Below are 13,312 nucleotides of genomic sequence, written 5' to 3'. Positions count from 1 at the left end.
GAATGACGGCGGTTGCGCTTGCCCCGCAGCGCGTTTCTAATGCGCTGCCATGACGGATACTGCCGAGGACATCGTCCGCCGCGCAACGGCCGCATTCAATGACGGCCGGCGCGACGAGGCGCAGAAAATCTGCGAGCAAGGCCTCGCCCAACAATCCGGCGAGCCGATGCTGAGCCATCTGCTTGCCGCCGTGCTGTTTGCGAAAGACGACATTCGGGCGGCCCGGGGCCACATCGAGACGAGCCTTGCCAAGCGCCCCGGCAACGCGGCGGCCCACCTGCTCGCCGCTCGCCTCGCGCGCGCCGCGCAGGATTTCGATGCCGCGCTTTCGCATCTTGATGCCGCGATCGCGATCGCACCACAGCGCGATGCTTTTGTCGAAAAGGCGCGGACGCTCGACCAGGCAGGCTTGAGGCAACAGGCGCGCGAAGCCTGGCATGCGATCCTGAAAGTCGTTCCGACGCATCAGGAGGCCGCTGCGCGACTGGGGCGACTTGCCCTTGAAGATGGCGACCACGCGGCCGCCGCCGCGATGCTTGAACGCGCCACCGCAGGCGACGCCCCGGCTTCGGTCTGGTTCGATCTCGGCCTCGCATACCAGGATCTTCGCAACCATGCCTCGGCCGCAAATGCCTACCGCAGGGCGATCGCGCTGAAGCCGGACTATGCCGAGGCCGCGCTCAACCTGGGGATTGCGCTGCAGGAATCGGGCGATCTCGACGGCGCCATGCGAGCCTATCGGGAAGCCTATCGGCTGCGTCCGCAAAGCTTCGGCACCATCGCGATGGCCCTGACCTCGGCGTCCCATGGCCGGCTATGGATCGACGAAGCTGCTCTTCGCCGCTCACTCGGTGGTGGTTAGCCGCCCGCGCCGGGCGCGAAAATGCTTGCGATAGACGTTGGGCGCCGCCAGCACATCGCCGACGACCTTCGAATAGGCTTCCCGGTGCGCATCGTCGAATGCCTCGAACACCAGTTCGGGCGCCTCGCGCGGCACGGCAAAGCATTGCGCGACCGGCGTGCCCTTCGCCAGCACGCCGGCAAAATCCGGCTGCGTCCAGATCGCCGGGAAATTGATGCCGCCATCGTGAAATCGATCGGCATCGACCAGCCCGGAGATCAGGCGGAACGGCAGGTCGTCGCGATTGACGGGATGAGTCGCAAACAACGACCAGCCCGGATCGATCTCGATGGTCCAGAAGCTGTTGAACTTGAGCGCGGCCCTTCCATTCGCAAAGGGAGCATCGGGAAATTGTGCGGCGGGGTGGAAGCTCAGCGGCGCGCGCGGATGTCCCGAGGTCGCGGGCTCCGGAATGTCCCAGTCCCAGGCAAAAGCTCCGCGCTCGACCCTGACGTCGCAGGGCAGCAGGATCATGACGCCATGGGCCATCGCGTCGACGAAGGGCGGGCACTGCTTGACGGTACGGATGTCGCGACCATGGATCTCCGAATAGGCCTTTGCGGGCATCTGACGAAGCCAGTCCGGCAAGCGGCTGCGCGCCGCGACTGGCCGCGGCAGATGATCGACGAGCTTTGGGTCGCAGCGAAAGATCATGCGCATGGAAAGCTCCCTTGACGCCCATGTTGCGGCGCCGCTGCCCGGCGGTCAATCACGGCTGATCTGCGCGTCGAGCAACTTGCTGCGCCCAACCGGCCCGGACTATGCTCCGGGCAATCAAAAAAGACGTCGGGAGAAAACCATGCGTCGTCGTCCCCTGCTTGCCGCCATCGGCTCTGCCCTGGTCCTCGCGTTTCAGCCCGCGATCCAGGCACAGCAACCAGCTGCGGCGCTGACTGGTCTCGTCAGCTCGGCGGAAGAGCCCGTCATGGAAGGCGTGCTCGTCAGCGCCACCAGGGACGGATCGAATACGACGGTTACCGTCGTGACCGACGCGGATGGGCGCTACCGTTTTCCGGTGAGCCGGCTTGCGCCCGGTCAATATACCCTTGCGGTGCGCGCAATCGGCTACGAGCTTGGGCAGCCAAAGAAGGTCGAGATAGGCGGACCGACGACCGCAACGGCGGACCTCAAGCTCGGGAAAGCCAGGGACCTTGCCGCGCAATTGTCGAACGGCGAATGGCTGGCGAGCATCCCCGGCTCCGACCAGCAGAAGGGGCAACTCCTCAATTGCGTCGGCTGCCACCGTGTCGAGCGCATCATGCGCTCCAAATACGATACCGACGGCTTTCTGACCCAGATCCTGCCGCGCATGCAGAGCTATGTCCAGCAGAGCCTGCCGATCCACCCGCAATTGCGGCCGGCCGAGCGGCTGATGGAGGAGCAGGGTGAAGACCGGATCGAGATCTATCGCTCCGTGGCCCAGTATTTGAGCACGATCAATCTCAGCACAACGGAGCAATGGAAATATGCGTTGAAGACGCTGCCGCGCCCGAAAGGCGCGGCGACGCGGGTGATCTATACCGAATACGACCTGCCGCGCGAGGAAATGGCGCCCCACGACGTCATCGTCGACAAGGAAGGCACCGTCTGGTTTTCAGGCTTTGGCGAGCAAAAACTCGGAAGGCTCGATCCCAGAACCGGCAAGGTCACCGAATATCCCTACCCCACGCATCGCGACAATTTTCCGACCGGCAGCCTTGGCCTGCGTGCCGACGCCGCGGGTAATCTCTGGCTCGGCAACATGTATCAGGCGACCATCGTCAAGTTCGATCCGAACACCGAGCAGTTTCGGTTCTGGACGCTTCCGTCGGAAGCGAATATCGATGCGGCGCAGGTCAACATGGTGAGCCCGCAGCACTCGGACGTCGACGGCAAGGTCTGGACGCAGAACAACGGCTTTGCCGGCGTCCACCGCCTCGACATCGCGACCGGCAAGATCGAGACGTGGCGACCGTTCAAGGACGCGCCCAAGGGCGAACCGCACAACATTTACGACGTGATCCCCGACTCCCACAACAACGCCTACTTCACCGATTTCCGCCAGGGACAGATCGGCCGCATCGATGCGAAGACCGGCGAGGTCTCGCTGTTCCAGACACCGACGCCCCGCTCGGCGCCACGGCGCGGCAATATGGACGCGCAGGATCGCCTCTGGTTCGGCGAATATCGCGGCGACCGGATCGGGATGTTCGACACCAGAACCGGGCAATTCAGGGAATGGAAACTGAACACGCGCTGGTCGGCGCCCTACGATGTCGTGCTCGACAAGAATGAAAATGCGTGGACAGGATCGATGGTGACCGACCAGGTGACACGGCTAAACACCAGAACGGGCGAGGTGGTCGACTATCTCCTGCCGCGCTCGACCAACATCCGCAGGGTCTTCGTCGACAATTCGACGACGCCGGTCAGCTTCTGGGTGGGAAGCAACGATGGCGCCTCGATCGTCAGGCTCGAGCCGATGGATTGACGAGACGCTCTGCAAGAATATTGCGAGAAATGCCAGGCAAAAAGGCCGGGATCGCTCCCGGCCTTTCGCGATGTCGGATCATCGCCCGGTCAAGCCGGGCGACGACGGCGAGGTCGCCTCACTTCGCTTCCGCGCGCTTGGGCGGGGTTGCCGGCCACGACTTGATCAGCGTGTCGTAGTCGATGGTTTCGCCCTTTGGCTTCTCGTTCGCGAGCTTGCGTTGCGGGGCGACGTGGCCGTCCTTCTCCGCCTTGGCGAACCAGTATTCCGGCTTCTCCTTCTTGTTCAGCTTCGGCCCGCAGGCGCCCTGCACGCCGGATTTCTCGAGACGCTCCATCACGGAGTCCTGAGCGGCAGCAAGCGCATCCATCGCGGCCTGCGGCGTCTTCGCACCCGACGACGCATCGCCGATGTTCTGCCACCACAATTGCGCGAGCTTCGGATAGTCGGGCACGTTGTTGCCGGTCGGGGTCCACTGCACGCGCGCCGGCGAGCGATAGAACTCGATCAGGCCGCCGAGCTTGGGCGCTCGTTCGGTGAACGACTTGTCCCAGATGTCGGATTCGCGGATGAAGGTCAGGCCGACGTGGCTCTTCTTCAGGGACGTCGTCTTGGAGACGATGAACTGCAAATAGAGCCAGGCGGCCTTGCGGCGGTCGACCGGGGTCGACTTGAGAAGCGTCGCCGAGCCCACGTCCTGGTAACCGAGCTTCATGCCCTCCTTCCAATACGAGCCGTGCGGCGATGGCGCCATGCGCCACTTCGGCGTCCCGTCCGCGTTCATCACGGGCAGACCCGGCTTCACCATGTCGGCGGTGAAAGCGGTGTACCAGAAGATCTGCTGGGCGATGTTGCCCTGCGACGGCACCGGTCCCGACTCGGAGAAGGTCATGCCCTGCGCCTGCGGCGGAGCATATTTCTTCATCCAGTCGAGATATTTGACGATCGAATAGACCGCCGCGGGACCGTTGACGTCGCCGCCACGCTCGACGGAGGAGCCCACGGGGCGGCAGCCTTCCATGCGAATGCCCCATTCGTCGACAGGCAGTCCGTTCGGGATGCCCTTGTCGCCGTTGCCGGCCATCGACAGCCAGGCGTCGGTGAAACGCCAGCCCAGGGACGGGTCCTTCTTGCCATAGTCCATGTGGCCATAGACGCGGACGCCATTGACCTCCTTGATGTCGTTGGTGAAGAAGTCAGCGATGTCCTCATAGGCCGACCAGTTCACGGGAACGCCGAGGTCGTAGCCGTACTTGGCCTTGAACTTGGCCTTGTAGTCGGGATTGGAGAACCAGTCGTAGCGGAACCAGTAGAGGTTCGCGAACTGCTGGTCGGGCAACTGGTAGAGGTGGCCGTTCGGCGCGGTCGTGAACGACTTGCCGATGAAGTCGTTGACGTCGAGCATCGGATCGGTGACGTCCTTGCCCTCGCCTCCCATCCAATCCGTCAGGTCGACCGCCTGGCCGTAGCGGAAATGCGTGCCGATGAAGTCGGAATCGTTGATCCAGCCGTCATAGACGTTCTTGCCCGACTGCATCTGGGTCTGGATCTTCTCGACGACGTCACCCTCCTGGATGATGTCGTGCTTGACCTTGATGCCGGTAATTTCCTCGAACGCCTTGGCGAGCGTGCGCGATTCATATTCGTGCACCGTCAGCGTTTCGGAGACGACGTTGATCTCCATGCCCTTGAAGGGTTCAGCGGCCTTGATGAACCACTGCATCTCCTTCATCTGGTCGTCCTTGGACAGCGTCGACGGCTGGAATTCGCTGTCGATCCATTTCTTGGCTTCGGCCTCACCGGCGCGGGCGGGCGCGGTCACTGCGGCAGACGCGGCAATCAGCGCGAACGCGCTGGTCATCATCAGAACCCGGGTCCTGGTCAAAGGCCCCTTGCTGCTCTCCAAGTGTCGCATGTTGTTCCTCCGTTGGCAGCTACAAACATCATCAGGCCCGGGTTGGTCCCGGATCTGCTCCTCTTCGCCGTCCTAGACCGTGCGGAAAATCAGCACGGCTAGACCAAGCGAAATCGCGGTCGCGAGCCACAGGCTCGAAATCTCAAAGCCATCTTCCCCGATCGGCAAGGTCGCGATGGCGTCGGTGCCGACGAGGCCGATCCACAACAGATGGATCACGGCGGCAAGCACCAGCGAGATGAACAGGCGGTCGCCGCGCGTGGTCGGAATGCGCAACACGCCGACGCGCTCGGCTTCCGGATAGGCGATCGCAAGCCAGGTCATCGCGCCAAGCGTGGCGGCAAGCAGCGCGAAGAAAATCGCGGTCGGCAGGGTCCAGGCCATCCATGCGATGTTTTCCATGGCTACACCCGTCCCAGCGCGAAGCCACGCGCGATGTAGTTGCGGACAAACCAGATCACGAGCGCACCCGGGATGATGGTAAGCACGCCCGCCGCGGCCAAGAGGCCCCAGTCCATGCCGGCGGCCGAGACCGTGCGGGTCATGACGGCCGAAATCGGTTTTGCAGCCACCGACGTCAGCGTGCGGGCAAGCAGCAGCTCGACCCAGGAAAACATGAAGCAGAAGAAGGCGGCGACCCCGATGCCGCTTGCGATCAGCGGAATCAGGATCTTGATGAAGAAGCGCGGAAAGGAATAGCCGTCGAGGAACGCGGTCTCGTCGATCTCGCGCGGCACGCCGGACACGAAACCTTCGAGAATCCATACCGCGAGCGGCACATTGAAGATGCAGTGCGCCAGCGCCACCGCCCAGGGCGTGTCGAACAGTCCGATCGCCGAATAGAGATTGAAGAAAGGAAGCGCATAGACCGCGGCCGGCGCCATGCGGTTCGACAACAGCCAGAAGAACAGGTGCTTGTCGCCGAGGAAACGGTAGCGTGAGAACGCGTAGGCCGCCGGCAGCGCGACCGAGATCGAGATGATGGTGTTGATGACGACGTATTCGAGCGAGTTGATGTAGCCGGAGTACCAGCTCTCGTCCGTGAAGATGCGCCGGTAATGCTGCAGTGTCGGCTGATGCGGCCACAACGTCATGGTCGTGACGATTTCGTTGTTGGTCTTGAAGCTCATGTTGACGAGCCAGTAGATCGGCAACAACAGGAAGACCAGGAAAAGCCCGAGGATGAGGCGGCGGCCGGGAATCGAGTACATCACTTGCCCCCGTCTTTGGCCCGACGCTCGGTGCCGGCATTGATCATGACGGTGTAGAACACCCAGCACACGATCAGGATGATCAGATTGTAGACCAGCGAAAGCGCGGCAGCCTTGCCGAGGTCGAACTGGCCGAGCGCGATCTTGACGAGCTCGATCGAGATGAAGGTCGTCGAGTTGCCGGGTCCGCCGCCGGTCACGACGAAGGGCTCGGTGTAGATCATGAAGCTGTCCATGAAGCGCAAGAGCACCGCGATCAGGAGCACGCGGTTCATCTTCGGCAGCTGGATCGCCTTGAACACGGCCCAGCGCGAGGCGCCGTCGATTTGCGCGGCCTGGTAATAGGCGTCGGGGATCGACTTCAGTCCGGCGTAGCAAAGCAGCGCCACCAGGCTCGTCCAGTGCCAGACGTCCATGACGATCACGGTGACCCACGCGTCGACGTCGTTGGCGACATAGTTGTAGTTGATGCCGATGCTGTTCAGCACGTAGCCGAGCAGGCCGATGTCGCCACGGCCGAAGATCTGCCAGATGGTGCCGACCACGTTCCAGGGAATCAGGAGCGGCAGTGCGAGGATCACCAGACATGCGGCAACCTGCCAGCCCTGCCGCGGCATCGACAGCGCGATCAGGATGCCGAGCGGCACCTCGATGGCAAGGATCACCGCGGAGAAGAACAGATTGCGCCAGAGCGAGGCGAAGAAGCGGCTGCCGAGATCGGTCGAGGGATCGAGCAGCTCCTTGAACCAGCCGACCCCGTTCCAGAAGAACTGGTTGTTGCCGAAGGTGTCCTGCATCGAATAGTTCACGACCGTCATCAGTGGCAAAACGGCGGAGAACGCCACCACTGCGAACACCGGCAGCACGAGGAACCAGGCTTTCTGGTTGACGGTCTTGTCCATCAGGCCGCTCCCTCGACCAGACGGCTGTCGGCATAGACGTGCACATGGGCAGGATCGAATTTCAGCCCCGCGACGCCGTCGGAAGCCGAAAAGCCTGATGGCACGCGCGCGGAAAGCCTGGCATCGCCGACCCGCACCCGGGCGAAGCGGATACGGCCAAGATCGTCGATCCGCTCGATCCGGGCGGACAGCAGACCAGGCGCGGGCTGCGCGATGTCGACGAATTCGGGGCGCACGCCGATCTCGATTTTCGCGCCCGACGGCAGAGCGTTATAGCTTCGCGTCAGCGCGATGGTGTGACCATCGATCCGCGCCTCGCGGCCCCTCACCTCGGCCGGAATGATGTTCATGCCGGGCGAGCCGATGAAATAGCCGACGAAGGTATGCGCGGGCTTCTCGAACAGCTCGGCCGGCGTGCCGCTCTGCACCACGCGGCCGTCATGCATCACCACGACGGTATCGGCGAAGGTCAACGCCTCGGTCTGATCGTGGGTGACGTAGATCATGGTGAGATCGAGCTCGCGGTGCAGCGCCTTCAGCTTGGAGCGCAACTGCCATTTCAATTCGGGGTCGATCACCGTGAGCGGCTCGTCGAACAGGATCGCGGCGACGTCGGAACGCACCAGCCCCCGGCCGAGCGAAATCTTCTGCTTGGCGTCGGCGGTGAGCCGCGTCGCCTTGCGGTTGAGATAGGGCGAGAGGTCGAGCAGCCGCGCGATCTCGGCGACGCGCGCCTCGATTTCCGCCTTCGGCACGCCGCGGTTCTTCAGGGGGAATGCCAGGTTCTGCCCCACTGTCATGGTGTCGTAGATCACCGGGAACTGGAACACCTGCGCGATATTGCGCTCCCTCGTCGACCGTGGCGTGACATCGGTGCCATCGAACAGGATTTTCCCGCGCGAGGGCGCGATGATGCCGGAGATCAGGTTGAGCAGCGTGGTCTTGCCGCAGCCGGAAGGTCCGAGCAACGCGTAGGCGCCGCCCTGCCGCCACGTCATGGTGACCGGCTTCAGCGCGAAGGATTCCGGCGGCGCGTCGTTGCTGCCGTAGGAATGCGCGAGGTCGACGAGGTCAATGCGGGCCATGGCGCATCTCCCTCAATTGCTCGAATTTCTTGGCGGGTTTTCTTGCCGCGAACCGCCATGCACTTCGCTCGAAAACGCTACCGCGGGTGCAGCGACCAGCCGGCCCGCCGCATCGAACACAAAGACATTGTCGGGATCGAGCACGGCCTCGAGCGCCTGGCCGGGCTCGAACTCATGCACGCCATGCAGCACCGCGACCCAGTTGGCGTCGGCGTCGTGCCGGTGCAGATGGACGAAGCTTTCCGAGCCGGTGATCTCGGTGACCGCGACGGTGGACGGAAAGGCGTGGCGGCCGGCCACGCCATTTGCGATCTCGAGCTGATGCGCGCGGAAGCCGACGCGATAGGCGCCGTCGCCGAGCTTGGCATAGAGCCCGCTCGCAGGCGCGGTGACGCCGCCCGCATAGGTGACCTGCCCGCTGCGCTTCTCGATACGCACCAGGTTGAGCGGCGGATCGGAAAACACCTGCGCGACGCGCAAGGTGTCGGGATGACGGTAGACGGTCGGCGTCGCGCCGGCCTGCAGCACCTCGCCTTCCCACATGCAGATGGTGCGGCCACCGAGCAGCAGCGCTTCGGAGGGCTCGGTGGTCGCATAGACGAAGATCGCACCCGACGCCTCGAAGATCCGCGGCAGTTCGGCGCGCAATTCCTCGCGCAGCTTGTAGTCGAGATTGGCCAGCGGCTCGTCGAGCAGCACGAGGTCGGCGCCCTTGACCAGCGCGCGCGCGATCGCGGTGCGCTGCTGCTGGCCGCCGGAAAGCTGGAGCGGCGTGCGCTCGAGGTAAGGCTCGAGCCGCAACAGCCTTGCGGCCTCCGCGACGCGCTTCTCGATCTCGGCGCGCGGCTGGCCCTGTACCCGCAGGGGCGAGGCGATGTTCTCGTAGACCGACAGCGACGGATAGTTGATGAATTGCTGGTAGACCATTGCGACCGAGCGCTGCCGCACGTCCGCCCCGGTGACGTCGCGGCCGTCGACCAGCACGCGGCCCGAGGTCGGCTTGTCGAGGCCGGCGAACAGCCGCATGATCGAGGTCTTGCCCGCCAGCGTCGGCCCGAGCAGCACGTTGAGCGTGCCGCGCTCCAATGTCAGCGACACGTCGCGAATGGCGGGGACGCCGTCGATCGTGCGGATGACATGGTCGAGCGTGACGCTCATGGCCGCCCTCCCGCCTCCGCCCGCGGCGCCGTGCGCTGGTCCCTGACGGTGGCGATCCAGTCGTCGAGTGCGGCGACCTCGGTGGAAGACATGCGCAGACCCAGCTTCGAGCGCCGCCATACGATGTCTTCAGCGGTCAACGCCCATTCCGCCGCCATCAGGTAGGAGACCTCGGCCGCCGTCAAGGTCGCGCCAAAGGACTGGCCGAGATCGGCCATCGATTTCGCGCTGCCGAGCACGAGGGCGGCACGCGTGCCATAGGCATGCGCGAGCCTGTTGGCATGGGCCGGCGCGAGAAACGGGTAATCGCGCACCAATTCGGCCGCGAGCGCTGGCGGCATCGACACATCCATGTCGCCGCCGGGCAGCGGGGCTCTTCCGGTCCAGCCCTCGCTTTGGCTCGAGCCGCGAAGATAGGGCGAAAGCCGCTCCAGCGCCTCCTCGGACAGGCGGCGATAGGTCGTGATCTTGCCGCCATAGATCGAAAGCAGCGGCGCCCCGCCCGGCAGGTCGAGCTCGAATACATAGTCGCGGGTGGCGGCCTTGGCTTCGCTGGCGCCGTCGTCATACAGCGGTCGCACGCCGGCATAGGTCCAGACCACGTCTTCGGGCTTCACGGGCCTGGCGAGATATTCGGAAACGGACGCGCAGAGATAGCTGATCTCCTCCGCCGTCGCCTTCACCTTCGCCGGATCGCCGTGATAGTCGCGGTCGGTGGTGCCGATCAGGGTGAAGTCGTCCTGGTAGGGAATGACGAAGACGATGCGGCCGTCGGCGTTCTGCAGGATGTAGGCGCGGTCGTGCTCGTAGAGCTTCTTCACCACGATGTGCGAGCCCTGCACCAGCCGCACCTTGGCGCGCGCATTGACGCCGGAGCCTGCCGCCAGCACCTGTTCGACCCAGGGACCGCCGGCATTGACCAGCACGCGGGCGCCGATCGTCTCGCGCGCGCCGGTCAGCGTGTTCTCGACCGTGACACGCCAGATGCCGTCGACCTGGCGGATCTCGACCGCGCGGGTACGGGTGCGAATCTCGGCGCCGCGGTCGGCCGCATCACGCGCCGTGAGCACGACAAGGCGCGCATCGTCGACGAAGCAGTCGGAATATTCAAAGCCCCTGGTGTAACGGCCTGGTATCAGCGGCTTGCCGACAACATCGCGTGCGAGATCCAGCGTCCGCGTCGGCGGCAGCAGCTTGCGGCCACCGATGTGGTCGTAAAGGAAGAGGCCAAGCCGCAACAGCCAGGCGGGCCGCAAGCCGGCGTGGTGCGGCAGCACGAAGCGCAGGGGACGGATGATATGGGGCGCGATCTGCCAGAGGATTTCGCGCTCGATCAGCGCCTCACGGACCAGGCGAAACTCGTAATATTCGAGATAGCGCAAGCCGCCATGCACGAGCTTGGTCGACCAGGACGATGTCCCGCTCGCCAAATCATTCATTTCACAGAGGAAAACGGAATTGCCGCGGCCGGCCGCATCGCGCGCGATGCCGCAGCCATTGACGCCGCCCCCGATGATGGCGAGGTCGAAAATCCGGTCCAAAGGCGCTTTTCCCCGGCGATCGCCCGTTCACATTGGCGATTTACTTTCGTTTGTGACTACAACAGAACCTAAAACGAAAGCAAGCGAAAGTTCGGAGCGAGAGACCGGCCAGACACCCCGATCGCGCGGCGCAAATGCGATGGCCGGTGCGTGACGGCCCAGTCGCCGGCAGATCGCAGGCCGCGACGGCTCCTTCCTCCGGTCCGGTCGCGCCGATACGATGCGACAGCCTTGGGGGAAGATGCATGAAACGGCGGACGTTCATTGCAGGGCTGGCGGCAGCAGCGGCGAGCGTCCGGCGCACCCGCGCGCAACCCGCGAAGCTGCCGGTGATCGGATTTCTGCACCCCGGCACGCCGGAGTCCGGGTCGCTCATTCCCAATGCCCTGCGCGAGGGCCTGCGCGACGCGGGCTATGTCGTGGACGAGACGATCAAGGTCGAAGAGCGCTGGGCGCGCGGCAGGCCGGAAATTCTCCCGCAACTGGTCCAGGAACTGATTCAACTTCGCGTCGCGCTCCTGATCCCGACGGCCCGCCCCTCGATCGAGGCCGCGAGAGCCGCGACCAGGGATTTGCCGCTCATCGCCAACGATCTCGAAAGCGATCCCGTCGCCAGCGGCTATGTCGAAAGCCTCGCCCATCCCGGCGGCAATCTCACCGGCGTCTTCCTGGATGCGCCGAGCCTTTGCGGCAAGTGGCTGCAGCAGATCCTGGACGTCAAGCCGGACGCGAGCAGGATCGCGGTGCTCTGGGATACGACGACCGGCGTCTATCAGTTCAACGCCATCAAGACAGCGGCGCAGGCCAGGTCGATCGAGATCGTGGCGATGGATTTCAAGGACAATGCAGGCCTGGAAGCGGCGCTCGATCTCGGGCTGAAGCAGCGACCGCAAGCCGCAATCCTGCTCGGCTCGCCGCTGATCCGCCAGGGCGGAGCACGTATCGCGGAAATCCTCTCAAGCCAGGGCATTCCCGGAATTTCGCAATTCCGCACCTTTCCGGACGGCGGCGGGCTGATGTCCTACGGTCCCGACCTCGTGCACCTCTATCGCCGCCTCGGTCCTTATGTTGCGCAGATCCTGCACGGCGCGCGCCCCGCCGATCTGCCGATCGAACGGCCCACCAAATTCGAGTTCGTGGTCAACCTGAAGGCTGCGAAGGCGCTGGGCGTGACGGTGCCGGGCCCGCTGCTCGCCAATGTGGATGAAGTGATCGAGTGATCACGCCGCGCCGGAATATGACAGCGTAAAGGAGCTAGGCGCGGCGGAACGGGATCGGCGCGGCCTCGGTTGAGGACTCCGCGGTCTCGGCGGCGGGCTCTGCCGCCTCCCCCGCCTCGTCGGCATCGTCACCGGACTGCGGCATTGCCTCGATCACCTGGATGCCGCGGGTGTGGCAGATATTGGCAAGGCTCGATGGCAGCGCGCGGTCGGTGACGAAGGTCTGGATCTGGCCGATATGGGCGATGCGCACCGGCGCGCTGCGCCTGAGCTTGGTGGAGTCGGCAACCAGCATGACGCTGCGGGCGTTGGCGATGATCGCCTGCGCCGCCTGCACCTCGCGATAGTCGAAGTCGAGCAGCGCGCCCTCCTCGTCGATCGCGGACGCGCCGATGATGGCGTAATCGACCTTGAACTGGCCGATCAGGTTGGTCGCGGTCGAGCCGACCACGGCGCCGTCGGCACGGCGCACCGTGCCGCCCGCGACGATCACCTCGATGCGCGGAAAACGATAGAGCAGCATCGCTACATTGAGGTTGTTGGTGATGACGAGCAGGTCCTCGTGCGAGGTCAGCGCGGCCGCCACCTCCTCCGTCGTGGTGCCGATGTTGATGAAGAGCGAGCAGCCGTCCGGGATCAGCGCCGCGGCGGCGGCGCCGATCGCCTTCTTCTCCTCCGCCGCGACGAAGCGGCGCGCCTCATAGGCGAGGTTCTCGACACCGGAGGCGATGATCGCCCCGCCATGGATGCGGGTCAGCGCGCGCTCCTCGCAGAGATCGTTGAGATCCTTGCGGATGGTCTGCGCGGAGACCTCGAAGCGGCGCGCGAGCTCCTCCACCATCACGCGGCCGGAGGCGCGGGCGAGGTTGAGGATCTCGGTCTGGCGATTGGACAGGCTTGCCATGGCGA

Annotated in this window: 12 protein-coding genes; 3 read left to right on the top strand and 9 right to left on the bottom strand. The window is 64.5% G+C overall.

The genetic code is table 11. From position 1 onward, the window contains the following. Positions 1 to 49 precede the first annotated feature (49 nt). Positions 50 to 862, top strand: coding sequence for a tetratricopeptide repeat protein (locus QOU61_RS10025; protein ID WP_289657984.1), 813 nt, complete (start codon positions 50 to 52; stop codon positions 860 to 862). Here the strand turns inward: QOU61_RS10025 and QOU61_RS10020 are convergent. After that, on the bottom strand, positions 845 to 1,561 hold the full coding sequence (locus tag QOU61_RS10020) for a hypothetical protein (protein WP_289657982.1): 717 nt from the start codon (positions 1,559 to 1,561) through the stop codon (positions 845 to 847). The genes QOU61_RS10025 and QOU61_RS10020 overlap by 18 nt on opposite strands. A gap of 139 nt (positions 1,562 to 1,700) precedes the next feature. Between QOU61_RS10020 and QOU61_RS10015 the strand changes: the two genes are divergently transcribed. Continuing rightward, positions 1,701 to 3,371, top strand: coding sequence for a virginiamycin B lyase family protein (locus QOU61_RS10015; protein WP_289657981.1), 1,671 nt, complete (start codon positions 1,701 to 1,703; stop codon positions 3,369 to 3,371). Positions 3,372 to 3,489: 118 nt separating this feature from the next. Here the strand turns inward: QOU61_RS10015 and QOU61_RS10010 are convergent, their stop codons facing one another. The 7 genes from QOU61_RS10010 to glpD form a co-directional block, all read right to left on the bottom strand. Next, positions 3,490 to 5,286: an ABC transporter substrate-binding protein gene (locus QOU61_RS10010; RefSeq protein WP_289657979.1), complete on the bottom strand. Its 1,797-nt coding sequence runs from the start codon at positions 5,284 to 5,286 to the stop codon at positions 3,490 to 3,492. A 72-nt stretch (positions 5,287 to 5,358) separates the two neighbouring features. Next, positions 5,359 to 5,688: a DUF2160 domain-containing protein gene (locus QOU61_RS10005; RefSeq protein WP_289657977.1), complete on the bottom strand. Its 330-nt coding sequence runs from the start codon at positions 5,686 to 5,688 to the stop codon at positions 5,359 to 5,361. 2 nt (positions 5,689 to 5,690) lie between these two features. Then, positions 5,691 to 6,497: a carbohydrate ABC transporter permease gene (locus tag QOU61_RS10000; RefSeq protein ID WP_289657975.1), complete on the bottom strand. Its 807-nt coding sequence runs from the start codon at positions 6,495 to 6,497 to the stop codon at positions 5,691 to 5,693. Beyond that, positions 6,497 to 7,399, bottom strand: coding sequence for a carbohydrate ABC transporter permease (locus tag QOU61_RS09995; RefSeq protein ID WP_289657973.1), 903 nt, complete (start codon positions 7,397 to 7,399; stop codon positions 6,497 to 6,499). Before QOU61_RS09995 ends, QOU61_RS10000 begins: the two co-directional genes overlap by 1 nt. Then, positions 7,399 to 8,484 carry an ABC transporter ATP-binding protein gene (locus QOU61_RS09990; RefSeq protein ID WP_289657971.1) on the bottom strand — a complete coding sequence of 362 codons (1,086 nt, stop codon included), beginning with the start codon at positions 8,482 to 8,484 and terminating at the stop codon, positions 7,399 to 7,401. The genes QOU61_RS09995 and QOU61_RS09990 overlap by 1 nt, the downstream gene beginning before the upstream one ends. A 12-nt stretch (positions 8,485 to 8,496) precedes the next feature. Then, positions 8,497 to 9,642: an ABC transporter ATP-binding protein gene (locus tag QOU61_RS09985; protein ID WP_289657969.1), complete on the bottom strand. Its 1,146-nt coding sequence runs from the start codon at positions 9,640 to 9,642 to the stop codon at positions 8,497 to 8,499. Further along, positions 9,639 to 11,183, bottom strand: a complete 1,545-nt coding sequence (gene glpD / locus QOU61_RS09980) for a glycerol-3-phosphate dehydrogenase (RefSeq protein ID WP_289657967.1) — start codon at positions 11,181 to 11,183, stop codon at positions 9,639 to 9,641. The genes QOU61_RS09985 and glpD overlap by 4 nt, the downstream gene beginning before the upstream one ends. Before the next feature lie 245 nt (positions 11,184 to 11,428). Between glpD and QOU61_RS09975 the strand changes: the two genes are divergently transcribed. Further along, positions 11,429 to 12,403 (top strand): ABC transporter substrate-binding protein, encoded by a 975-nt coding sequence (locus tag QOU61_RS09975; protein WP_289657965.1) that lies wholly within the window; start codon positions 11,429 to 11,431, stop codon positions 12,401 to 12,403. A 34-nt stretch (positions 12,404 to 12,437) separates the two neighbouring features. On the opposite strand, the gene QOU61_RS09970 is transcribed toward QOU61_RS09975, so the two are convergent. Beyond that, positions 12,438 to 13,307 (bottom strand): DeoR/GlpR family DNA-binding transcription regulator, encoded by an 870-nt coding sequence (locus QOU61_RS09970; protein WP_289657963.1) that lies wholly within the window; start codon positions 13,305 to 13,307, stop codon positions 12,438 to 12,440. Between the last annotated feature and the right edge of the window lie 5 nt (positions 13,308 to 13,312).

Source organism: Bradyrhizobium sp. NP1 (assembly GCF_030378205.1).
Lineage (GTDB): Bacteria > Pseudomonadota > Alphaproteobacteria > Rhizobiales > Xanthobacteraceae > Bradyrhizobium.
The sequence above is the reverse complement of the archived record's forward strand: the minus strand, read 5'-3'. Positions and strand labels throughout refer to the sequence as shown.